Annotated in this window: 23 protein-coding genes; 15 read left to right on the forward strand and 8 right to left on the reverse strand. The window is 41.7% G+C overall.

Features of this window, described 5'->3' with window-relative positions; translation table 11 throughout:
- Nucleotides 1-18: 18 nt before the first annotated feature.
- From ABE28_RS04115 to ABE28_RS04160, 10 genes are all read left to right on the forward strand, one after another.
- Nucleotides 19-1164, forward strand: coding sequence for an LLM class flavin-dependent oxidoreductase (locus ABE28_RS04115; RefSeq protein WP_064461997.1), 1146 nt, complete (start codon nt 19-21; stop codon nt 1162-1164).
- Nucleotides 1165-1743 carry an amino acid synthesis family protein gene (locus ABE28_RS04120; RefSeq protein ID WP_064461996.1) on the forward strand — a complete coding sequence of 193 codons (579 nt, stop codon included), beginning with the start codon at nt 1165-1167 and terminating at the stop codon, nt 1741-1743.
- Nucleotides 1743-2555 (forward strand): alpha/beta fold hydrolase, encoded by an 813-nt coding sequence (locus tag ABE28_RS04125; RefSeq protein WP_064461995.1) that lies wholly within the window; start codon nt 1743-1745, stop codon nt 2553-2555. The genes ABE28_RS04120 and ABE28_RS04125 overlap by 1 nt, the downstream gene beginning before the upstream one ends.
- Nucleotides 2556-2561: 6 nt before the next feature.
- Nucleotides 2562-4046 carry an aldehyde dehydrogenase gene (locus ABE28_RS04130; protein ID WP_257390698.1) on the forward strand — a complete coding sequence of 495 codons (1485 nt, stop codon included), beginning with the start codon at nt 2562-2564 and terminating at the stop codon, nt 4044-4046.
- A 55-nt stretch (nt 4047-4101) separates the two neighbouring features.
- Nucleotides 4102-4662 (forward strand): NADPH-dependent FMN reductase, encoded by a 561-nt coding sequence (locus tag ABE28_RS04135; protein WP_064461994.1) that lies wholly within the window; start codon nt 4102-4104, stop codon nt 4660-4662.
- A gap of 62 nt (nt 4663-4724) precedes the next feature.
- A complete protein-coding gene (locus tag ABE28_RS04140; RefSeq protein ID WP_064461993.1) occupies nt 4725-5030 on the forward strand; it encodes a hypothetical protein in 306 nt (101 codons plus the stop codon).
- Between the two features lie 37 nt (nt 5031-5067).
- Nucleotides 5068-6510, forward strand: a complete 1443-nt coding sequence (locus ABE28_RS04145) for an aldehyde dehydrogenase family protein (protein WP_064461992.1) — start codon at nt 5068-5070, stop codon at nt 6508-6510.
- Between the two features lie 13 nt (nt 6511-6523).
- Nucleotides 6524-6781, forward strand: coding sequence for a YciI family protein (locus ABE28_RS04150; protein WP_064461991.1), 258 nt, complete (start codon nt 6524-6526; stop codon nt 6779-6781).
- A gap of 144 nt (nt 6782-6925) precedes the next feature.
- Entirely contained in the window at nt 6926-7594 is a 669-nt protein-coding gene (locus tag ABE28_RS04155) for a cysteine hydrolase family protein (RefSeq protein ID WP_064461990.1), read from the forward strand.
- Nucleotides 7595-7790: 196 nt separating this feature from the next.
- Nucleotides 7791-9188, forward strand: a complete 1398-nt coding sequence (locus ABE28_RS04160) for a purine-cytosine permease family protein (protein ID WP_064461989.1) — start codon at nt 7791-7793, stop codon at nt 9186-9188.
- A gap of 168 nt (nt 9189-9356) precedes the next feature.
- On the opposite strand, the gene ABE28_RS04165 is transcribed toward ABE28_RS04160, so the two are convergent.
- Nucleotides 9357-10229 (reverse strand): LysR family transcriptional regulator, encoded by an 873-nt coding sequence (locus ABE28_RS04165; RefSeq protein WP_064461988.1) that lies wholly within the window; start codon nt 10227-10229, stop codon nt 9357-9359.
- Between the two features lie 512 nt (nt 10230-10741).
- On the opposite strand from ABE28_RS04165, the gene ABE28_RS04170 reads away from it, so the two are divergent.
- On the forward strand, nt 10742-11065 hold the full coding sequence (locus ABE28_RS04170) for an AbrB family transcriptional regulator (protein ID WP_064461987.1): 324 nt from the start codon (nt 10742-10744) through the stop codon (nt 11063-11065).
- Between the two features lie 224 nt (nt 11066-11289).
- The gene (gene yyaC / locus ABE28_RS04175) at nt 11290-11805 is read left to right on the forward strand and encodes a spore protease YyaC (RefSeq protein ID WP_257390700.1); all 516 of its coding nucleotides are present in this window, start codon (nt 11290-11292) and stop codon (nt 11803-11805) included.
- A 70-nt stretch (nt 11806-11875) separates the two neighbouring features.
- Here the strand turns inward: yyaC and ABE28_RS04180 are convergent, their stop codons facing one another.
- Nucleotides 11876-13186, reverse strand: a complete 1311-nt coding sequence (locus ABE28_RS04180) for a CitMHS family transporter (RefSeq protein ID WP_064461986.1) — start codon at nt 13184-13186, stop codon at nt 11876-11878.
- Between the two features lie 221 nt (nt 13187-13407).
- The gene (locus ABE28_RS04185) at nt 13408-14271 is read right to left on the reverse strand and encodes a LysR family transcriptional regulator (protein ID WP_064461985.1); all 864 of its coding nucleotides are present in this window, start codon (nt 14269-14271) and stop codon (nt 13408-13410) included.
- Between the two features lie 143 nt (nt 14272-14414).
- On the opposite strand from ABE28_RS04185, the gene ABE28_RS04190 reads away from it, so the two are divergent.
- Complete coding sequence (locus tag ABE28_RS04190) at nt 14415-15542, forward strand: 2-methylaconitate cis-trans isomerase PrpF family protein (protein ID WP_064461984.1); 1128 nt, start codon at nt 14415-14417, stop codon at nt 15540-15542.
- A gap of 583 nt (nt 15543-16125) precedes the next feature.
- Here ABE28_RS04190 and poxB read toward each other — a convergent pair.
- Nucleotides 16126-17850 (reverse strand): ubiquinone-dependent pyruvate dehydrogenase, encoded by a 1725-nt coding sequence (gene poxB / locus ABE28_RS04195; protein WP_064461983.1) that lies wholly within the window; start codon nt 17848-17850, stop codon nt 16126-16128.
- A 46-nt stretch (nt 17851-17896) separates the two neighbouring features.
- Complete coding sequence (locus tag ABE28_RS04200; RefSeq protein ID WP_064461982.1) at nt 17897-19072, reverse strand: L-lactate MFS transporter; 1176 nt, start codon at nt 19070-19072, stop codon at nt 17897-17899.
- Nucleotides 19073-19339: 267 nt separating this feature from the next.
- On the opposite strand from ABE28_RS04200, the gene ABE28_RS04205 reads away from it, so the two are divergent.
- Together ABE28_RS04205 and ABE28_RS04210 are read left to right on the forward strand one after the other, a co-directional pair.
- On the forward strand, nt 19340-19825 hold the full coding sequence (locus ABE28_RS04205) for a peptidoglycan-binding domain-containing protein (RefSeq protein WP_064461981.1): 486 nt from the start codon (nt 19340-19342) through the stop codon (nt 19823-19825).
- A 562-nt stretch (nt 19826-20387) separates the two neighbouring features.
- Nucleotides 20388-20951 carry a cysteine hydrolase family protein gene (locus ABE28_RS04210; RefSeq protein WP_064461980.1) on the forward strand — a complete coding sequence of 188 codons (564 nt, stop codon included), beginning with the start codon at nt 20388-20390 and terminating at the stop codon, nt 20949-20951.
- A gap of 303 nt (nt 20952-21254) precedes the next feature.
- Here ABE28_RS04210 and ABE28_RS04215 read toward each other — a convergent pair whose 3' ends face one another.
- From ABE28_RS04215 to ABE28_RS04225, 3 genes are all read right to left on the reverse strand, one after another.
- Nucleotides 21255-21779, reverse strand: coding sequence for a hypothetical protein (locus ABE28_RS04215; RefSeq protein ID WP_064461979.1), 525 nt, complete (start codon nt 21777-21779; stop codon nt 21255-21257).
- Between the two features lie 64 nt (nt 21780-21843).
- Nucleotides 21844-22473: a hypothetical protein gene (locus tag ABE28_RS04220; RefSeq protein WP_064461978.1), complete on the reverse strand. Its 630-nt coding sequence runs from the start codon at nt 22471-22473 to the stop codon at nt 21844-21846.
- The gene (locus tag ABE28_RS04225) at nt 22473-23087 is read right to left on the reverse strand and encodes a hypothetical protein (RefSeq protein WP_064461977.1); all 615 of its coding nucleotides are present in this window, start codon (nt 23085-23087) and stop codon (nt 22473-22475) included. The genes ABE28_RS04220 and ABE28_RS04225 overlap by 1 nt, the downstream gene beginning before the upstream one ends.
- Nucleotides 23088-23097 lie beyond the last annotated feature (10 nt).

Raw genomic sequence — 23097 nt, forward strand, 5'->3', positions numbered from 1 at the left:
ATGGAGGGGGAATGAGTTATGAAATTTGGGATTTTTGCAAACTTAGCCGGACAAGGCAGGCATGATGAATATTATAAAGTGTTGGATGAGGCCCGCGAGCAAGCGGTTTATTGTGATGAAAATGGATATGATTCGATTTGGTATACAGAGCACCACTTTGGACATGAAGGCAATGAATTAATTTCCAACCCGATCCTAATGGGTGCTGATATTGCTGCCCGGACAAAGAATATACGGATTGGACAGGCTGCGAATGTCGCTACATTCTGGCATCCATTACGTTTGGCCGAAGACATAGCGATGCTTGACCAATTAAGTAAGGGTCGTGTGGAGGTTGGCCTCGCAAGGGGATTATACGGAAGGGAAGCAGCAAATTTAAACACATTGGCAGATCCGGCAAACCAGGAACAAAACCGGGCATTGTTTGAAGAAACATTAGAGGTATTAAAGAAAGCTTGGTCAAACCGTTTCTTTTCACATCAAGGTGACATCTATCAATTTCCTCCAAAAGGACTAAAGTGGAGCCATCCAATGAGCCCGGCCACTTCGGAATTCATGGATATGGAACAAGGTGAAATCAATAAAATTTCCCTAATGCCTAGACCTTACCAGGATTCTCTTCCTTTATGGCAAGTAATTGATTCGCCACGTTCGATCGAATTGGCTGCAGAAAACGATATTAAAGGAATGTTCTGGATGCCTACGGTTAAAGAATTGAAAGGACGCTTTGAACTGTATCGTGAAAGGGCTTCCAAAGCGAAAGGCTATGAGGTGCCGCTAGGTCATGGAATTGCATTAGTACGAGATGTATATGTAGCTGAAACAATGGAACAGGCTCGTCAAGATGCGGCAGAAGCGGTATTGAACAATTATCGGTGGATTTGTCATTGGAGAGGGCTGGGCAATCTCATGGATCCGGGCGAAACAGTAAAAGAAGGGCAAGAGTTGAATTACGAATTCCTGCATCCGCGGAATTTATTGTTTGGTACACCTGATTATGTAGCGGGGAAGATTCAAGAATTGAAGGCCGAACTGAATTTGGAAACACTATTACTTTGGGTCAATCACAACGGACTGCCACATGACAAAATGATGAAAAGCTTAAGATTGTTTACGGAAGAAGTTATGCCAAGATTCACAGAAACTAAACTGGGGGTAATGTAAATGTTGAATATTCGCAAAGTGTATACAGCAGTTGAAGAAACACGTATTGAAGGCGGTAAAAAGGTAGAAAATCCAATCAAGATGATAACAACGATGGCGGTGATTAAAAACCCGTGGGCTGGGAGAGGGTATGTTGAAAATTTAAAACCGGAGATTGATGAATATGCACCGCAAATAGGCGAACTATTAGTCGCTGAACTATTTAAGCATATCGGCTCTGCAGATGAGGTAGAAGCATTCGGCAAAGCTGCGGTAGTGGGGGTCGATGGGGAAGTTGAACATGCATCTGCATTTATCCATACGTTAAAATTCGGTAACAAATTCCGCGATGCCGTAAAAGGCACGAGCATCTTAAGCTTCACTAACAAACGCGGCGGCGCAGGATCTCCAGTTCTCATCCCGATGGTGCATAAGACAGATGAGTCTGAGCGTTCTCATTTCATCACATTCGAAGCCTCCATTCCCGATGCACCGAGGGCCGATGAAATCGTTGTCGCCATTGGTGCCTCTACAGGAGGCCGACCGCACCCAAGAACAGGAAACAGGCATCAGGATATGGTTGAAATGGGGCTAGTTTAATGCCGACTGCGTGGAATGGGCAAGATTCGATCCATTATGAAGAGGAGGGAATCGGTGAAGCTCTTATCCTTATTCATGGAGTTGGTCTTGATCATACGATGTGGACAAGGCAAGTAGAGGATTTGTCCAAGCATTTCCGTGTCATCGTGTATGACATGGTAGGGCACGGAGGGTCATCGCACCCTCCAGGTCCCTATACGCTTCCCCAGTTTGTTGAACAATTAGCTGAGTTAATTAATTCTTTGAAAATTGACCGATGTCATATTGTCGGCTTTTCCATGGGTGGTATGGTCGCTTCGGCGTTTGCATTAAAATATTCAGAAAAAATTAAAACGCTTACAATCATGAATGCAGTGGCCACGCGGACGGAGGAGCAGCGAAAGGCCATTTTGAAAAGAGTTGAAGAAGTGAAAAGAACAGGGCCCATGGCAACGATCGAACCAGCCATTCAACGTTGGTTCAGTCCAAGTTTCCTGAATGGACAAAAACAATTGGTAGATCAAATCCGGAAAAGGCTCGAGACAAATGATCATGCTTCATATTCAGCTTCCTATACACTCTTTGCAACGGCGGACGAAGAACTATGGCCCCGGATTCAACAAATCAAGGTGCCCACCCAAATCATAACCGGTGAGCTTGATATAGGATCTAATCCCGAAATGGCTGAACAATTGCATGAAAAAATCGTCAATTCAGAAATGATGATTGTACCAAATATGAAGCATATGCTCCCGATTGAGGGTTCCCATATCGTGAATGAAGCCATTCGTTCCTTCATTGAAAAACAAACATTAATGAACGTAGAGGGGTGACAGGAAGTGAACGAGCTGAAGAAGTATCAGATGTATATAAACGGGGAATGGTCGGATTCATCAAGTGGTGAATATTTTGATAGCTACAACCCTGCAACTGAAGAAGCATGGTGCCAAGTTGCCAAAGGAAACGCTGAAGATGTGGATCGGGCCGTTCAAGCTGCACATAATGCGTTCTTGGGTTCAGGATGGTCTAATATGACCTTCACTGAAAGAGGACGTCTCGTTAGGCGGCTTGGTGAACTAATTGCGGAACACTCCGAAGAACTTGCCAAAGTGGAATCAATGGATAACGGGAAATTAATCCGGGAAATGCGCGGACAAGTAAGTTATTTGCCTGAATTTTTCTATTACTATGCTGGACTAGCGGATAAGATTCATGGCCGAACCTTACCAATTGACAAAAAAGATATGTTCGCTTTCACATCTAAAGAGCCATTAGGGGTAATAGCGGCCATCACCCCTTGGAACTCCCCTCTATATTTAACAACATTGAAGCTTGCTCCGGCTCTTATAGCTGGAAATACAATTGTCATAAAACCCTCGGAAATGTCTTCGGCATCTCTATTGGAACTAGTGAAACTGGTTGAAGAGGCCGGGTTTCCTCGGGGCATCGTCAATGTCGTTACCGGTTTTGGGATGCCTGTTGGAGATACATTGACTTCCCACCCTCTTGTAAGGCGTGTTGCATTTACGGGTGGTACGGAGTCAGCTCGGCATATCGTTCGAAATTCAGCACAAAACTTTGCCCAAGTAACGCTTGAACTCGGCGGAAAATCGCCTAATATCGTGTTTGAGGATGCCAATCCGGATAATGCTGCGATGGGAATCATTGCTGGAATCTTTGGTGCTTCCGGACAAAGCTGTGTCGCTGGTTCACGGGCATTTTTACATGTTGATATTTATGATGAGGTGATGCAGAGGCTTGTTGACCGTGTATCAAAAATTAAGATTGGCGATCCTTTTCTTGATGATACGGAAATGGGGCCGCTGGCTACGAGCTCTCAATTGGAGCGTGTCGAGAAATTCGTGGCCATCGGGTTAGATGAAGGTGGAAAACTCGTGTTTGGCGGGAAAAGGCCAAAGCATTTGGATAAGGGCTGGTATTTTGAACCTACGATCTTCGAACACTCAGATAATCGTTCGCAGATCACGAAAGAAGAAATATTTGGTCCCGTGTTAAGTGTCATCCCATTTAAAGATGAGCAAGAGGTCATTCAACTAGCAAATAGTACGGATTACGGACTAGCGGCAGGGATTTGGGTGAGTGATATTGGAAAAGCCCATCGAGTCGCGAAAGCTATCCGTGCTGGAATCGTATGGGTAAATACTTATCGAAGCATATCACCGATTGCTGCAATTGGAGGATCCGGCTTAAGCGGATACGGAAGAGAAGGCGGTTATGAGGCAATTCATGAGTATATGCAGGACAAGGTTGTTTGGGTCAATACATCATCCGAACCCATCCCTGATCCGTTCATTATGAGGTAAGTGAAGCCATGGTGGAAGTGAATTTCAAATCAAATCAAATGAGGAGGGAAATGACATGAAATTACTAGGTATTTCAGGGACGATTATAGGATCGAAAACAAAAGTCGTCGTGGAAAAGGTTTTAGAAGAGGTAAGGGCTAACCACCCTGATATAGAAGTTGAACTGCTTGATTTGAAAAAGTATGATGTTCAATTTTGTGATGGCCGTAATCCATCAACATATGAAGGAGATACAAAAAAAGTAATCGATATCGTGACCTCGGCGGACTTTTACATTATTGGGACCCCCATATTTCAAGGATCGATAACAGGGGCTCTGAAAAACTTGTTTGATTTAGTGCCGCCAAATGACTTCCGCAATAAAGTGATGGGTCTTGTAGCTACTGGTGGAACGTATCAGCATTATTTAGTGATGGAAAATCAGCTAAAGCCCATCGCCAGCTATTTCCGCGCATTTGTTGCACCTGGGTCTGTTTATGCTCATAACGATCATTTCAATCCGCAAAACGAGTTGATTGATGAGGAAGTATTGCAACGTATTTCCATGCTGAGTGAAGAAGTCGTTTTTATGCAAAAAGCATTGAAAAGCACTGAACAAGAGCCCCAATTAAATTAACGGGAAAGATTAGCTTTACAAAATGTAATATTTCAACATCAAGGTAGCAAGGAGGGAACAAATTGCTATTGGGTGCAGAAGAGACCGTTCATTTAACTGATCTATCCTTTATATCCGTTTGTAATGAAAAATACGGAATCAATAGAGGGGTTTATAATACCATCGATGCTTGGTTTTACAAGCAAGGATTGAATAACATTCTGGAAAGACGGAATAGTATCCTGGAATTCCTCGAATTCATTAAGGGAACTGCTGATATGAAACATAGCCAATGTAAATTCGGTCATGGCGGATTAACGGTAAAATTAGAAGAATTTTATTTTCCAGGTATGACATCGACTGTTTCAAAGATTGCCTCTAATCGTTAGATGAACCGCATACAAAGAGTGAAGGGTAGCTGTTGATATGACAATTATAGATAACGTTATAACAAAAAAATTACTCATCAATGGAAAATGGGTGAAAGCAAAAGAGCATCGTCCACTTCGCTCTCCCTATTCAGGGGAAGTAATCGCTGAAATCCCTATGGCTACAGATGAAGAAACCGGCTTGGCGATTGAAGCGGCGCAAAAGGCAACGAAGGTGATGGCAAAAATGCCGGCACATCGACGTGCGAAAATCCTGGAAACATTGGCCAGGCTTATTGAAGAGCGTGCGGATGAAGCGGCACAAATCATATCCAAAGAATCTTCCAAGCCGATAACATCCGCCAAGGGAGAGGTGGCCCGGACAATTGAAACCTATAAGTTTGCTGCAGAAGAAGCGAAACGAATTCATGGAGAAACGCTCTCATTGGATGCCGCACAGGGCGGTGAGAACCGTCTGGGCTACACCGTCCGTGAACCGATTGGCGTGGTTGGGGCTATAACGCCTTTCAATTTCCCTATGAATCTAGTCGCTCACAAAGTTGGTCCGGCGATTGCTGCAGGAAACACAATCGTCCTGAAGCCAGCAAGTCAAACGCCACTATCTTCATTGTTTCTAGCAGAATTATTGTTGGAAGCAGGGTTGCCTGAAGGAGCATTAAATGTGGTCACGGGTGGAGGAAGAGTGGTTGGAGATAAGCTGGTCACTGATTCCAGAGTGAATATGATCACGTTTACCGGAAGTCCCGGGGTTGGGATCGGCATTCGCAATAAAGCAGGATTGAAGCGCGTGACTCTTGAGCTCGGGTCCAATGCAGCCGTCATTATCGATCGTGATGTAGACATTGATAAGATTATTTCCCGTTGTGTGACAGGGGCCTTTTCAAACCAAGGGCAGGTTTGCATTTCGTTGCAAAGGATTTATGCCCATGAAGAAGTCTATGATTGCTTTGTCGATAAATTCATAGAAGCAACGAAACAATTGATCCTGGGTGATCCGCTTGATCCAGAGACTGACGTTTCCGCTTTGATTTCAGCACATGATGTGGAAAGGACCCTCAATTGGATCGAGGAGGCAAAATCATGCGGAGCCAAGATTGCAACTGGTGGAATAGCGGAGGGCAATATTCTTCATCCGACCGTCATATTAAATGCCGATACTCACTTAAAGGTTTCCTGTCAGGAAGTGTTTGCACCAATCGTTCTGATAAACAAGATCGCATCTATTGATGAAGCGATTGATTTGGTCAATGATTCCAACTACGGCCTTCAAGCAGGAATTTATACCGACAATGTGCATACAGCACTGGATGCAGCAGAAAATTTACATGTTGGTGGTGTATTGATAAACGATATTCCGACCTTCCGTGTCGATAATATGCCCTACGGTGGTGTGAAGGAAAGTGGCACAGGGCGTGAGGGATTAAAGTATGCAGTCGAAGAAATGACTGAAATGAAGCTGGTTATCTGGAATCGAAATTAGGGAGTGGGGAAGCATGGTTTATTATGCAGCGCTTTTGCATATGATTGATGCGGAGAAAAATATGGAAGTGCGCCCTCGACATATCAAATATTTAGACGAATTGGATGCTAAAGGGAAGATTTTTGCAAGAGGCCCGTTTGCGGATGGTACAGGTGGGTTAGTCGTATATATCGCAGATTCAATGGAAGAAGCCCTTACATTGGCGGAAAAGGATCCACATGTCGTTGAGAAGTCTCGTCGGTTGGAGCTTAAGGAATGGTCGTTACTATAAAAAGTCGAACAATAAATTTCTTTATACTTCATTCTTGCATGGTACATGGTAGATAAAATGATCGTGAATCATGCATGTAAGTATATATCAATGTTACTGAAACGATAGCAATTGAAAAGATAAGATACTTAGGAGTGGGCTATAGTGGAAAAGAAAAAAACGGCACTACTATTGATCGATCTCCAAAAGGAAGGCGGTACATCAAGTGTTGTTGGGATGAATGACATTATCGAAAATGCCAAACACCTTATTAGTGCTTGCCGTCATCAGGAGATACCCATCATTTACACTCGGCATATAAGCAGGGGTGATGGTATTGGACTCGCGAATAAAGAACCGGTCAATGAAGAAGGAGAACCTATCTATTATCATTCTGCTAAGGAGGCTATAGAAATTAGAGACGAGATAAAGCCTCAAAAAAATGACATCATCATTGATAAATACCGATACAGCGGCTTTCATGAATCCAGCCTCGATTTGATACTCAAAAGTCTGGACATTAAGCATTTGATAATTGGAGGGGTCCTTACGGATTGCTGTGTGTTCGCTACTATATTAGATGCCTATCATCGTAATTACCAAGTTAATCTCGCTAAAGATATGTGTGGAACGACAACTTTAGGCGCACATATGTCAGCAATATTGATGATGGCCAACTGGATATATGATCTGAAAATTTATGATTCTGATCAAATAGGAAAAATGTTGAGTGATCAAAAGCATCATGTCTGGGAGGCACAATCTCCAGATCAACTACAATTTTCCCCCGATAATCTTATCGAGATTTACGCAAAATTAAATGATTTTGTGTAAAGTGCTAAATATGATTATCTTCCCCAAAAAGGCTTCTGAAATAACGGATGGTTGAAAACCAAGCACCTTTTCATCTTTAATCGTGCTTGCCCATTTGGGGGCGGGAATCATTTCGGAGGATTAATCTAAAATAAATAAATCCGGCAACTGCTGCTTGAATGTGGATAGTTAATGTTCTAATCGAGGGGGAATCGATATGAAAGTTGAAGAGCGAAGTATTGAATATATTCCAGCGAATGAGCGACATGGGAAGGCGAAGGATTTATTTCCGATTTGGTTTGGTGCGAATATGAACATTACTACGCTTGTGTCAGGATCACTTCCTATTGTGCTGGGTCTGAACTTATTCTGGAGTGTGACTGCCATTATACTCGGTTCCCTAATAGGTGCCATATTCATGGCATCCCATTCAGTACAGGGGCCGAAGCTTGGAATCCCGCAGATGATCCAAAGCAGAGCCCAATTTGGAGTCATTGGCGCCATTATCCCTTTGTTCCTTGTCATGTTCATTTACTTGGGATTTTTCGCAAGCAATACACTTCTGGCGGCCCAAACGATAGCAAACATTTTTCCCATTAACCAATCGTGGAATATAATGATAATCGGTGCAATCTGTTTTGTCGTCGCCCTTTATGGTTATGACCTCATTCACAAGGTCCAAAAATGGTTTTCGGCTGCATCGTTGTTTCTTTTTTTAATCATGACCTTTATCGTCTTTCAATTACCGGTGCCTGCTGGACAATGGGTACCCGATGATTTTGCCTTGTCGGGTTTTTTCCTGTCTGTTAGTATTGCGGTTACTTGGCAATTATCCTATGCACCATACGTTGCCGATTATTCCCGCTATCTGCCCGTTCATACGCCACCTGCAAAAACCTTTTGGTACAGCTACACAGGTACAGTAATAGGTGCTGTGTGGATGATGGTTTTAGGTGCGGTTTTAACGGTTGCCATACCCGGTTTTCTCGACAACACCGGAGGCAATTTAGCACACTTATTCGGAAACTTTGCAATCCTCATGTTTGTATTGATCGTCTTTGGGCAACTTGCCATCAATGTCTTTAATCTATACGGTGCCTTCATGTCCTCGGTTACGACCATCGAGCCGTTTTTCAAATTCAGGGTTACACCGAAAGTTCGGATGGGGTTCCTGCTTTGCATTACGATCATAGCTACCACTTTATGCATTGTGGGACAAGGCAATTTCCTTGAGTTTTTCATGAATTTCATCTTTTTTATGAGTTATTTTTTGATCCCCTGGACGTCTATCAACCTTGTTGATTATTATATATTGCGCCAAGGAGAATATAGCGTTAAAGATATCTTTGATGTGAATGGTAAGTATGGGAAAATCAATTGGATTGCAACCATTGCATTTGTCGCATCAATTGTCGCGGAAATCCCTTTTATCAATACATCTTTTTATGTTGGACCAGCCGCAAGAGCGCTTCATGGGGCAGATTTAGCTTGGGCAATGGGGCTATTCTTACCGGCTGTTTTGTATTATTTTCCAATGAAACGAAGGATACGTAAGGACATGTTCCCTTCTGGGGTTGATTCCGTGCCAGTTGAACATGATGAATTCCTTTCTTAATCGGAAATAACAAAAGAACGCATAAGCTGATTTTCCTATGATAAGGAATGATCAGCTTTATTGTTGAGTGGAGGGGGAATGGGTATTTTTTTATATAGGCAAATAAATAGACAAGTAGCTGATCAACATTGAATATAGGCTTTATTTTGTGAACGTAACCGTATGAATTTATGAAATGCTTTGCAAGTCGATTCCATCTACGAATTCAACAAAAGCTTTTACAATATTCAACTCCAAAGATTGTTTGTGGTAAAACATCCACGTTTTACGGATGATTTTTTCCCCTTTTTTTGTTTTTATCTCAATTCTATGGATATTATCCAGGTCATTCAGAATCATGGTAGGCATGATTGCGTAACCTAACCCATTTGCAACCATCTTTTTGCATGTATCAGCTTTATCCACGTTAATGCTGACTAGTGGGGGCTGGGAGTAGTTTTCAGCCCACCAATTATCGACATCGTTCTTTAGCAAGGAATCAGTCTGATAATCTATTCTAGGCAAGGTGGGAAGGCGGCGGATATCGATCGCTTCTTTAGAAGCGATGCAAATACTTTCTTCAAAAAGCAATTTTTTTTGATCATTCCATCTGTGGTCTCCCTTTACAAAGGAGATATGAACTTCTTGATTATGCATTAAGTGGGTAATTTGGCTGCTTAATCCTGTTGTTACCTTGAATTCAATTTCTGGGTATTGGGCTTTAAAAAGCTTTAATAGCCCAGGGAGTTTATAATCCGTAAAGAAAGTTGAAACGCCTAACCTTAATATACCAGAATGCTTATCCTCCATATTCAAAACCGTTTCTTTTATCTTTTGGATATGCCATAACATCTCCTGAGCGCTTTTTACCAAATATTCTCCCTGTGGAGTAAATTGAATCCCGCGGCGGCCCCTGTTTACGATCCGAACTCCAAATTGCTTTTCCATCGCTTTCAATCGATTCGTTAAAGCAGGCTGTGAAATATATAATGCGTGAGCAGCGTTTGTTATATTTTTTTCCTTATAAAGAGTTTGGAGAACAGTCCAGTCTCTTTCATCCACAATACTTCACCTCTATTTATTAGGAATAACTTATGTTTATGGTTAAATATAATAATTCAATATTATATTTATTTCTAAAATTATACTATATTTGTAATATGAAACAGAACCAGCTGTGAAACACTTTATAATGGACGGAAGAAGGCTGTTTATAGTTTATGGTCTTAAGTAGTTTGGGAGGATTATTCCTTTCGTAGACCGGAATCTCCATCGGTTGGATGATTGGTACGTTTTTGGCGGCAGTCTTATTATCCTTGTTAAGGCCTTCATTACTGAATCATGCTGCAAATCGAAGGGGAGTCCCAAAATATTGGCTGTTAATGGGGCAGTGCATTATAGGAATTGAACTAGGTCAAAAAATACATATTTTCAGGGAGCATTGGATGACCATTATCCTCATGCTTCTACTATCTGTCTTTTTTTCTTTACTTCATGTTTTTCTTCTATGGAAATATAGTAAACGGATATGCTGACTAGTTTTTTTGGAACAGCACCAGGCGGGATTGTCCGCCATGCCTGGTATTGCGAAAGAAGTAAGGGCAAATATTGTGGTCTCTTCGTGGTCAAGCAGTCACTATCCTTTCCAAACTGCCTCATCTTTTGAAATTGGAAAGCTACTTTGGACTATGCTATTAATAGGGATAGCATGCGGCGGTCATCAATTGGCCAAATATCTAAAGATTCCAGCTCCATGGTTAATGGGAAGCATGGTCGGAGTTACCGTATTTCAATCATCCGCGTCATTTTATATGAATCATGATTTCGTTTCATGGTGGCCGGATGCAGTGATGATCGTATTACAGGTTCTTATTGCAGCTAGTATTGGAGGAAGATGATTGTGGCTTTATTAAGTACGAAAAGCCTTGTTATTTCGATGATCATGTGTGCTTTTATGGTTTAAAAAGTAACGGGCATCGCCATTACTACGACTGTTCTTGCGTGGCATTGCTGAAATGACAACCACGTCAATCTTGATGGGTGCAGATTCTACATTCATTTGATTTCTTTCATTTGAATAATTGTAGTGATAAGGCGATACCTAAAAAAGGAGCAGAAATCTGTGGAATTTCAAACTGGAAAATTAGATAGTTTGGCATTAAAAATGAAAGAGATTATCCGGAATCCAGATTATCAATACGAGAATATCATCTTTCTCTGCATAGGTTCAGACCGTTCAATTGGAGATTCTTTAGGCCCTTTAGTAGGAACGATGCTCAAAGAACATCAAGTGCCGTATCGTGTTTATGGCACCTTGGAAAAACCTGTACATGCATTTAATTTGGAGGAAACCTTAAAAGAAATCAATAAACAATATAAAAAGCCACTTATCTTTAGTGTGGATGCTTGTTTAGGTGAGCAAAACCAAGTGGGTGAAGTTCTCCTTAAAAAGGGACCGTTAGTACCTGGAAAAGCCCTAAAAAAAGTTTTGCCGGAAGTGGGGGATTTTCATATCGTTGGAATGGTCAATTATCTAGATCCGTTGCCGACAATGCAGTTTTTAAATGATACTCGTCTATACACGGTCATGAATCTTGCGAAAAGAATTGTGAAAATGATCATGCAAGCATCCGAATAGTATCCTGTAACCCATACGGGACTGTCGCATAAGGTTTAGCGGTAGTCCCGTTTTTCTTAAGGTTTGATGGTCAGGTGATAGCTCCCGTCAAAATAGCAACAATGATAAGGACTAATGAACAAATAAGGGCCCATTTAAATGCATGTCGCTGCAGTTCACCGATATCTGTTTTCACCATTCCGACTATTAGAAGTGTCGATGCTACGAGTGGACTTAAAAAATGTATCGGCTGGCCCAATACTGAAGCCCGGGCTACTTCCAACGGGTTCACTCCGTACGCAGCACCTGCTTCGGCAAGAATGGGCAAAACACCAAAGTAATAAGCATCATTGGATAAGACGAATGTGAATGGCATGCTGGTCAAGGCAACGACCAAAGGGAAGAAAGAGCCCAAAGAATCTGGAATGATGGCAACTAATGAATTTGCGATGGCATCGACCATTTTAGTGCCTGAAAAAATCCCCGTGAAAATACCAGCGGCAAATACTAAAGTTACAACCGTTATAGCGTTGCCAGCATGGGACACGATTCGTTCTCTTTGTTGCTCTAAATTCGGATAATTGATCATAGATGCAATCACAAACCCGATCAGGAACAAAACGGGTACCGGTATTAATCCCATTACTAGGACGACCATGACTGCGAGAGTTAAGAGAAGGTTGATCCATATTAATTTTGGGCGCTTTAAATCATCACGCATGACGGAAGCGACCGCTGCCTCATCAAGAGCTGCCTTCATTCCTGGAGCATGCTGGATTTGAACAATGCCAAGCTTCTTACGCTCCTGTTTTCCCAGTACATATGCAGTAAAAAGAATGGAAGCCATGCCTGCCAGCATGGTTGGGATAATCGGGATGAAGAATTCATTTGCATTTAAGCCTAAAGATGCAATTGCTCTTGTGGCAGGACCTCCCCAAGGCGTCATCCCACTCATGACACTTACGGAAAGTATGGAGATCGTAGCAAGAATGAGGGGATTCATGCCGAGCCGCAAGTAAAGCGGCAGCATGGCAGAAACCGTAATCATATGCGTCGTGGTGCCATCCCCATCCAACGCAACGGTCATGGCTATTACGGCAGTTCCGATTGCAATCTTCATTGGATCGCCCTTAACGATTTTTAACATGACATTGATAAGGGGATCGAATAGTCCTGCATCAATAAGGATTCCGAAAAACAAGATGGCGAACAATAGCAGGGCAGCTGAAGGGGCAACAACTTTTAACCCTTCGAGCGTCATATCCCCAAGTTTGGAGCCAAAACCGCCAATGAGGGCAAAAGCTATCGGGACGATCGTCAAGGCTGTAACCGGTGACAAACGCTTGGACATAATTAAATAAGTAAAGATGATAACCATTGAAACACCAAGAATAGTAAGAATGATAATCCCCTCCTATAAAGTAATCGCTTACAAAAAATCGAGTGCAATGCCAAATCAGTCCGATAATTTCCAACTACCTCTTTCTTTTTTTAGAATATTACAAATTTATAAATAAGTAAAATACATGATTTTTAATGTTTTTATAAAAAAAAACTTATAATCCAGTGAAAAATATAAAAAGCACAATGAAAATGGGCATTCATTTTCATTGTGCTTTATGATTATAGAGTTACATTTTTATTTAAAAACTCTATGAATTTTCTCACGGAAGATAGCTTTAATGATTCTTGGTTATACATTAACCATGTATTTCTTAATACAGGCTCTCCATTTTTGTATGATAAGCCGTATGTATGCAAGTTATCGGATGGCTGCATGCATATTTCCGGCAATATGGAAACGCCAAGATCGTTTTTAACCATTTCTTTGCACGTTTCCTGCCGATCTGTCTCCATGGTAACTAATGGAGGCTCCGAAAATCTGTCATGCCACCAGCCGTTAATTAAGTTTTTTAGCGAACTATCAGTTTTATAATTAATGAATGGAAGTTCCGGCAGATTATCCAGCTCCACTTGTTTTTTTGAAATTAAGCAAAGTCTTTCTTTATGCAGCAGCGTTTTGATGCCATACCATTCATAATTCCCCCGTAATATGCCCAATTGGACACTCGAAGAATCAAGAAGGTGCATAATTTCCGTACTCCATCCTGTATTGACGTTAAATTGGACATGAGGAAATTGTATTGAAAATCTCTTCAATAATTTAGGAAGCTTATATTGAGCGAAGTTGCTAGAAACCCCCAATCGCAATGTGCCTCTTACCTCATTTTGCATATTCAACATATAATCCTTGGTTTGTTGGAGCTTTTTGACCATTTCCCCTGCATAACCAGCTAAATGAATGCCTTCAGAAGTAAACTCAATTCCTCCCTTGATTTTAAAGAAAATACTCGTTCCGAACTCCTTTTCCAAGTTTTTAAGGCGGTATGTTAATGCTGGTTGAGAAATATATAAACGTTCTGCGGCACGAGTGATGCTTTTTTCTTCATATAGTACCCTTATCGCTATCCAATCTTTTTCATCCATCCTATACACCTCTTTTTTTGATTATAAGATTTTTTTTGGTTTTTTTTCAAAAAATATGTATTTTACTTATAATTAAATTTATCATACTATACTTTCAAAGGAACTGGTAGTGCTGGAAAAATTTAATGAAGGTGGTTTAAGCAATGAAAATACCAGTAGTATTGATGCGGGGCGGTACAAGTAAAGGGGTTTTTTTCAATTATGAACATATGCCTTCTGATCCTTCCCAGTGGGAAGCATTTTTACTTGATGTAATGGGTAGCCCAGATCACAGACAGATTGATGGTCTTGGTGGAGCTAATTCTTTGACTAGTAAAGCAGCGATCATCAAGAAGTCCGATTCCAAGGATTATGAGGTGGAGTACACATTCGCCCAAATAAGCATAGATAATCAAATGGTGGACTTTAAAGGGAATTGTGGAAATATCTCTTCCGGTGTAGGGCCATACGCCATCGAGCAGGGATTAGTTCCGGCGATCGAACCTGTAACAACGGTAAGGATTTTCAATAAAAATACACGGAAATTGATTACAGCAGAAGTTGAAGTTGAGAATGGACAAGTGAAAACAGAAGGAAGCTGCTCCATTCCAGGCGTTCCTGGGACAGGGTCGCCTGTATACCTTTCTTTTAATCGTGCAGAAGGAGCTGTAACCGGGAAGCTTTTCCCAACAGGAAACCCGATCGACATGATCAAAACTAAAGACCGGCTGATTCCTGTTTCAATAATTGACGTCGCCAACCCTCTTGTTTTTGTAAGGGCCCATGATATCGGCTTGATCGGAAGCGAATTGCCTGCAGACTTTTCACAGGAAAAACTAAAAGAACTGGAAGAAATTCGAGCAATCGCAGCTGAAATGTGTCAATTTTCCGATAGGAAAGCAGCAACGATCAAATCTCCTGCTGTGCCCAAAATGACCATCATTGCTCCTCCAATGAATTATGTAGATGTAACAGGAACGGAAAGGAAAGCGGAAGATATGGATTTAGTGATCAGGATGATGTCCATGCAAAAACCACATCAAGCGCTTGCTATAACAGGGGCTATCTGTACAACTGCAGGAGCGTACTTAGAGGATACGATCTTATCTGAAATGGTGAATATTAGGAACGAAATCCTTCGTCTGGCCCATCCGGCAGGAATAATGGAAACAAAGGTAGATTTCTTGGCAGGACACATACGTGCCATAAAAGTCGTACGGACAGCTAGAATCATTTTAGAGGGATACGTGTACACGAAAAGGAATTATGAACTTTTCCACCAATTGGCGTGATGGATATACCGAAAAAAACAAAAAAATGTTAGAATCGATTAACCTGCATTCCTGACTCTCATAAACTCCATTTTTTGAAAAAATATAACACCGGCTTTACTCCGCCAACTTGTAAAGACGCATCGAATCAATCGATGCGTTATACTTATGATGAATCCATGCTCCATAACAGAATTTAACCAAGCCTTGCCCCCTAGTATCATCAGTATTTTTACAATATAGCTGGAGACTGCTTCACCTTTTTACCAGTAACCAATCAAGGGGAGTAGCTCCATATTGTTGATTGCTACAGCTCTCATTCGTTCATCATAAACCACCTGCAAACCGTATTGGTACAACTACTCACGTACAGCAATCTGTTGTGAGGATAATGGTTTTAACGGCTGTCATACCTGATTTTTCTCGACGACACCGGAAGTGGACATCAACTTTTATATCAATAGAAATTTGAAAATTGGGCTATACAAAAGCTGTTGAATGATTTTTCAACATAATGAATAACAATTCTAGCTTCCTTTTTTGCCGTTCAAGCTTTCCTAAATGAAAAGGGATCCAGAGCGGATCCCTTTTCAAATCAACCTGACTATCGAAGTAGGTTTGTTTTGGCAAGCTCAATCAATTTATTACCATCACCATTCAGAACTGCCTTGACCATCCATAATGTGAAACCTTGCGCCTGGTCAAATTCGATTCTTGGTGGAAGGGATATTTCCTGACGATTCACAAGTACATCCAATAGTACAGGTCCATCGTGTTCAAAAGCCCGCTTCAGTGAATCCTGGAGGTCTGCCGGGTCCTCAACACGTATACCCATGATACCCATTGCTTCGGCAACGGCTGCCAGATTCGGGTTTTTAAGCTCTGTACCTGTTTCCAGATAGCCTGCTGCCTTCATTTCCAATTCGACAAAACTTAGCGCACTGTTATTGAATACGATGATCTTTACGGGGAGGTTATGCTGTTGTAGCGTCAGCATATCTCCCATTAACATGGAAAGTCCTCCGTCCCCGGAAAGGGCAATGACTTGCCTGCCTGAATCGAAGCATTGTGCCCCGATTGCTTGCGGTAAGGCATTTGCCATCGAACCGTGGTTAAAAGATCCCAATAATCTTCTTTTTCCATTCATTTCGAGGTATCTGGCTGCCCACAAGGTAGGTGTACCGACGTCACAGGTGAAGATGGCATCCTCGCTGGCAAGGTCACTGACCATTTTCGTTAAATATTGAGGGTGAATGGGTGTGTGGCCTGGTTTTCCTACCGCAAGTTCATCAAGTCCTTCGCGGACATTTTTATAATGATCGACAAATTTATCTAAGTGTCGCGAGCTATGTGTCTCGGTTAGGTAAGGAAGCAAGCCTTCTACCGTATTCTTGATATCACCGCATAGCCCTAACGTCAAATTTGCCCGGCGTCCAAGATGCTCAGCCCTAAGGTCAACCTGGAGGATATGAGCCTTCTTGGGAAAGAATTGTCGATAGGGAAAGTCGGTGCCGAGCATCAACAATACATTACAATCCATCATTGCGTGATAGCCGGAAGAGTACCCGATCAGGCCCGTAAGACCTACAGAGTAAGGATTATCATATTCAAGATGCTCCTTACCTCTAAGGGCGATGACCATCGGCGACTTCAACCGATCACAGAGTTCCATCAGCTGTGGGTGTGCGCCTTCACAGCCTGCACCGCATAATAATGTAATTCGCTTGCCGTGATTTAAATATTCTGCAAGTTTTTTCAATTCAGCATCGGATGGTCGGACATACGGTTCCGTTACATGAACTACTTTTTCCGGGACGGTTTCACTGTCAGGCATAGCAGCTACATCTCCCGGAAGAACCAAAACGGATACGCCCTTTCTTGAAACTGCATGCTGCATCGCAATTGTGACCATACGAGGCATATGTTCGGGCTTCGAAACCACCTCACTGAAGTGGCTGCATTCCTTGAAAATCTGTTCAGGATGCGTCTGCTGGAAATACTCGCTGCCTATTTCATTGCTTGGAATATGGGCCGCGATAGCCAAAACGGGAATCCGGCTACGATGGCAATCATACAAACCATTGATAAGATGAAGATTCCCAGGGCCGCTGCTGCCTGCGCAAACGGCGATGCTGCCACTCAAGAAGGAATCTGAACCTGCGGCAAATGCCGCTACTTCTTCATGACGGACCCCAATCCACTCAATTTTGCCGGAGCGCCTGATGGAATCGAGAACGGCATTCAAGGAATCTCCAACAATCCCATAAATCCTTTTCACACCTGCTTGTAATAATGATTCAATTAATAAGTCTGCGATTGTTTGCTTCATTCTTTTCCTCCTTAAGAGATAAAAATGTTAGTAACGGTTTCCCTTGCTAGCGTTTTGGCGGCTTCACTCTGAGAGCAATGATGAAAGACACGACGCATAATACCGCTATGATCATGAATGTCGGCCTAAATCCATTGATGATGGCAGCGATAAACGAGCCGGAAAGGGCACCAAGGCCAAAACCTTGATATACGATACTATAATTTTTGCTGTGGTTTTTTAAACCGAAAAAATCACCAACAATTGCAGGAAAGACGGTAATATTCCCTCCAAAGCAAAAGGCGATGCCCGCTACACAAGCGAAGAATAGACCGTAGCTGATATTCCCAAGGGTCAATACAAGAACTGCGGCAGCGGTGACCAGGAAACTGAAGGCAATCACCTTCATCCGGCTGATTTTATCAGAAAGGGCTCCCAATATCAGACGTCCGATCGTGTTGAAGATGGCAATCATGGCTACGGCATTCGCGGCAGTGACCGCATCCAATCCAGCCAATTGGACACCTACATCCTTCGCGATGCTAATTAAATAAAGTCCGCTCATGCAAGCGGTAAAAAACATGACAAACAATAGATATACCTCTTTAGTCCGCATCATTTCCTTGACTGTGTAATTATTCGAGTTTGAAAGTGAGGACGCATCAGTTCCAGCTGGCTCCGGCGCCTCCCGTACAAAACGCGAACCAATCAGCACCATGGCCATTACAATGATTCCCCAGTACATGAAGGTCTGTGAGACACCGACGTTATTTAATAACCATGTGTTGATATATTTAAATAACAAGCTCCCCATACCGTAAGCTGAAACGGAAATTCCTGAAATCAGTCCTTTGCGCTCAGGAAACCACTTTATAAGATTGGACAATGATGTTATGTAGGCCAAGCCGTCCGCGAATCCGACAACAACCCCTGCGGTGATGTATAAAACCAATAAGGATGAAACGAATGAACTGGCGATCAATCCAGTACCAAGCACGATTCCCGCTATAGCCACAAGGGAACGGAGCCCCCATTTTTCCTGCAATCTACCGGCAAAGAGGGTTGCCACTGCCAATGCAAAGCTTGTTATGGAGAAGGTGATGGCGACTGAACTGAGTTTCCAGCCGAACTTGTCAGCCAAGGGCTGATTGAATAAGCTCCACGTATAAATTGTGCCCAGGCCTATTTGGATGATGATCGTACCAAACACAATCAAACCTGTATTTACTCTTCGATCAGGAATATTTTTTCCTCCTTTCAGTGAAGCAATTGGAGAATAACTTCTAGAATGCTTTTATTATGACCATCATGAATGTAATACTATTCGTGGTTATCGAGGGAGCGTGAAAAGGGAAGGGCAGCATTGTCCCAACAATTTTGTGGTTATATACGAATTGTAAGGAAAGCTTGTCAAACGCTTTCAAAACAGGACAATGGTCGGAAGGGGATTATAAGGGCTGAGGGGAAGTAGTTTAGGTGGTTAAGATGCACAAAAAAAGGAGATGGTTCCATGAAGAAAATACTCACTAGTTTGGTAGTATTAACAATGGCCCTAGGGATATCTATTTCCACCGCATCCGCATCCGCCGGAGGATTCCACCATCCCGATAGCTGGGATAAAAATTCTATTTTGCGTAAGGACACTCATGGGGTGGAGGTCAGAAACATGCAGTATATCCTGAATGTCTTGGGGTTTTATACCGATTCAGCGGTCGTTGACGTGGATGGGATATTCGGACCGAAAACCGAAGCGGGTGTAAGGAAATATCAAAAACAAAACAACCTGAAAGCGGATGGTGTGGTTGGGCCCAGGACGTGGGACAGCTTTTCGCAATACATTAAGAAAAATGGCAAAAACACCTATGGAGCAGGTGGTAACATGGGACTGAGAATGAAATGGCAGTACGACGACTCATCCTATACATCCGGATCCAAAGCTTATATTTACGGTAATGGAGATACATTAAGCGACCAATACCGCTTGTATGCGAATTGATAAAATGTAAGGAAAAACGTGACCGCATAGGCACGTTTTTCCTTTTTCGTTCACGAATTGCTTGTACATGATAATCAAAAAATAACCGTATTAAATGGATATTTATGTTAAAATACATATGATTTGTAATGGGATGTACTTAAAGGAGCATAGAAGTTCAGTTTCTGAAAGTAGGGGGTGATATCATATTTAAAGAAAGCATCAGATTTCCGTTAATATATAATGTTGTATTATCCGTATGGCAATTCATTGCTTACAATGAGGTTGAATGGAAAGAAAATATATTGACCGGTTTTTTCATGTTCTTGATTATCTTGTTATTTAAATGGTCGGCAATTCCATATAAGTGGAATAAGGACAAACAATGAGTACGTATACATAATCATTTCCTGGCTCATTTTATGTGATTTTTTGTCAGATGATCACCGGTGCCCCAAGTTACGCTAAGCTGGGCATTTGTATTTCTTTCAGAACCCAAATCTTGCGCTCTGGCTTGTTCATGTGTATAAAAAGGCAAAGTTTTGTTATGATTAAAAGAATTGAAAATCGGAGGTGCTTACCGGTGGGAAAGAGTGCTTTAATGATCATTGATGTGCAAACGGCCGTCATGGAAGAAAGCTATAAACGCGATAAGGTAATTGATAATATCAACCATTTAATACATCGTGCAAGAGGGCAGCAAATACCGATCATCTATATTCAACACGAATCCGAAGAAGGGCCGATGAAAAAGGGAGAACCTGGGTGGAAGCTTCACCCAGGGCTTGAGACCCCACTTCATCAAGAGGTGACCATCTTCAAACGTGTACCGAATTCGTTTAGCCACACCGCATTAAAACAAACACTCGACAAGCAAGGCGTAACACAGCTTTATATTTGTGGCGCACAGACGGAATACTGTGTTGATTCCACATGTCGCGGAGCCTTTGATTTAGACTATGATGTCACCCTTGTCTCGGATGCCCACACAACGAATGATGCAGATCATCTGTCAGCTCCGCGCATCATCGAACATGTCCATGAGACGTTAAAGAACTTTTGGAGTCCAAATGCGAAGATCCGTTTGAAAAAATCGACAGAACTTGATTGGATGCAAAGCGAAATCAAAAGTGAACCATTGATCTGAATCAAATGCACAAATTCATGTTCGACGAAAAATAGAGGTGGGAATGTTCTTGGTCATATCAAAGGCAATAGGGCTTTTCACTTCGGAGCTAAGTCAATTTCCAGACGGAATTTGGGATTGTAGCTATGGCTCATAATCTAATGAAGGTAGCTGGATTACATCAGTTACTTTCAATGAATATTCATATAACTAGAAAAAAGGTGAAGAAAAACGAGCTGTTTTTCTTCACCTTTTTTCTAAGGACTAATGAGACCGCCCCATTTTTGATATTAAGGTAATGTGTAATTTGCTAACCTTTATAATCTATTTTAAGCGATTAATGATTAGTAAATCCTCAATAGGCATTTCGTATGCAAGATTACCAAGCTCTTGTTTTAAACGTTCATTATCTTCATACTCTTCGGGAGTGAAGTCATTTTTTCGGCCTTTTTTCAAGTAATCATAGAAAATCGGTGGCAAGAAGTCTTCTTTTAATAACACTTCTACTGATTCGCCATTTTCTTTTGTGAATACATAAGCATAACCTGTAGGACGGTAGGGGTCATATTGTGCTTTTGGATAGTTTGCATCAACAGTATATACCCCACGGGTTTTTACACGTGTTACAAATTCAAATACATCACGGAATCCTGGGCCACCATGACCGGAAAGAATCGAAATATCTTTGCGATTTGGAATTTCATCGCCATATAATGCTTCAAATGCGGCTTCAACCACACGGAAGCCTACACCCAGTGCCATATATGCTGCGTAGCCATGATATTTTTTAATGTCGTTGAAGGAAATCTCGATTAGATCATCACGATCATATATTTTTATTGTTCTCATTGATTATTGTCTCCTAATTGGGTTAATTATTTCTAATGATCAGTGAAGCAGTTTTATTAACATTCTAACAATGCTCCAGAATTTTCTTTGTAATATCCCCTTTACTAATCCATTGGAACATACCATCTAAAAATCGTTCTGTCGCTGGCATGAAATACGAACCAAAGTGATAGTCCGGGTCTAGAGTTGTAATGATCCAAGTACCTTTTGTTGATTGCTCATCAATGTATAATACGGACCCGCCATCTATTGTTGATACAAGTGTTGTTGCATGAGCTGGGGGCCAAAATACGCCGTGTTGGTGCCATGTGCAATCTTCTAGCGTTATATATTCAAAAAATGGCTGTTGGGCATTTTGAACACGTAAACCACTATCTGCATTTTCTTCAATCCACCACCAGAAATTGGTTGTGCGCTCCTCCCAATTCTGGTTCGGGAGCCATTGCCAAGGTTGTGGACCAAAGGCTATAACTGTTTTCCCTTCATCAGCAAAGTCACGAATTTTTTTCGCATTTTGAAGTAATAAGTTCGAATTTAGCTGTGATGGCACAATCAGTACGTCATACGGTGATAAATTCGTCTCGGCAAAGTCAGGGAAGTAAATTAATTTATCGATGAATTGTGCATACTTCGGCTCGTGGAATGTACGAAAGTGTGATGCATGCCCACTATAAATAACTGCAATTTTTCTCATCATACTACCTCCTGTGCAACTTCTTGCTCAAGAAGTGCCAACATTTGAATTCTGATTTTACCTGTTGTTTTCTTATCGCTGTTATAACCTAATAAACTGCGTCCGGAGTGAACGATGATCGTGCCATTCGATGTATGACGATCAATGTATGTAATGACCTTTCCATCTGTAAACGTTAAACAAACCTCTGTGTCTTTTGGAGCTCGGTAATAGCCACGTGCAAAGAATCCTGCAACGCCTTTGTTAAAAACCATATCTTCTACTTCAACACCTTCAAAAAGTGGAGCACCAGGGACTGGCTGTACGTAATAATCTTTATAATGATTAATCTTCTTTGGCATCATCAGGGAACAGCCGGGTAACCAGTCGCGGAATAAGTGTCCGCAAAAAACAACCACTTTTCCATTATTCAAGAATTCAGAAATAACCTCCTTATGATTCAATAAGTATTCTTGATCAACAAATTCTGTAATATATAAAACGTTATACGGAGATAATTCTGTCGTTTCCAGCTCATATTCATCAATTAGGGTTGTGTTCAATGAGTTATCCACGGGTTCTTTGATGCTAAATGCATGAGATGGGTTCAATTCTAAAATGTTTAGTTGACTCATTCATTCTTCC

Source organism: Peribacillus muralis (genome assembly GCF_001645685.2).
Classification (GTDB): Bacteria; Bacillota; Bacilli; order Bacillales; family DSM-1321; genus Peribacillus; species Peribacillus muralis_A.

What these genes read in the sequence shown, in the direction of transcription:
- ABE28_RS04145 (WP_064461992.1), top strand. Translation starts at nt 5,068, where the DNA reads ATGACAATTATAGATAACGTTATAACAAAAAAATTACTCATCAATGGA.
- ABE28_RS04225 (WP_064461977.1), bottom strand. Translation starts at nt 23,087, where the DNA reads ATGAGTCAACTAAACATTTTAGAATTGAACCCATCTCATGCATTTAGC.
- poxB (WP_064461983.1), bottom strand. Translation starts at nt 17,850, where the DNA reads ATGAAGCAAACAATCGCAGACTTATTAATTGAATCATTATTACAAGCA.
- ABE28_RS04125 (WP_064461995.1), top strand. Translation starts at nt 1,743, where the DNA reads ATGCCGACTGCGTGGAATGGGCAAGATTCGATCCATTATGAAGAGGAG.
- ABE28_RS04220 (WP_064461978.1), bottom strand. Translation starts at nt 22,473, where the DNA reads ATGAGAAAAATTGCAGTTATTTATAGTGGGCATGCATCACACTTTCGT.
- ABE28_RS04115 (WP_064461997.1), top strand. Translation starts at nt 19, where the DNA reads ATGAAATTTGGGATTTTTGCAAACTTAGCCGGACAAGGCAGGCATGAT.
- ABE28_RS04135 (WP_064461994.1), top strand. Translation starts at nt 4,102, where the DNA reads ATGAAATTACTAGGTATTTCAGGGACGATTATAGGATCGAAAACAAAA.
- ABE28_RS04160 (WP_064461989.1), top strand. Translation starts at nt 7,791, where the DNA reads ATGAAAGTTGAAGAGCGAAGTATTGAATATATTCCAGCGAATGAGCGA.
- ABE28_RS04190 (WP_064461984.1), top strand. Translation starts at nt 14,415, where the DNA reads ATGAAAATACCAGTAGTATTGATGCGGGGCGGTACAAGTAAAGGGGTT.
- ABE28_RS04215 (WP_064461979.1), bottom strand. Translation starts at nt 21,779, where the DNA reads ATGAGAACAATAAAAATATATGATCGTGATGATCTAATCGAGATTTCC.
- ABE28_RS04120 (WP_064461996.1), top strand. Translation starts at nt 1,165, where the DNA reads ATGTTGAATATTCGCAAAGTGTATACAGCAGTTGAAGAAACACGTATT.
- ABE28_RS04185 (WP_064461985.1), bottom strand. Translation starts at nt 14,271, where the DNA reads ATGGATGAAAAAGATTGGATAGCGATAAGGGTACTATATGAAGAAAAA.
- ABE28_RS04150 (WP_064461991.1), top strand. Translation starts at nt 6,524, where the DNA reads ATGGTTTATTATGCAGCGCTTTTGCATATGATTGATGCGGAGAAAAAT.
- ABE28_RS04170 (WP_064461987.1), top strand. Translation starts at nt 10,742, where the DNA reads ATGCCTGGTATTGCGAAAGAAGTAAGGGCAAATATTGTGGTCTCTTCG.
- ABE28_RS04205 (WP_064461981.1), top strand. Translation starts at nt 19,340, where the DNA reads ATGAAGAAAATACTCACTAGTTTGGTAGTATTAACAATGGCCCTAGGG.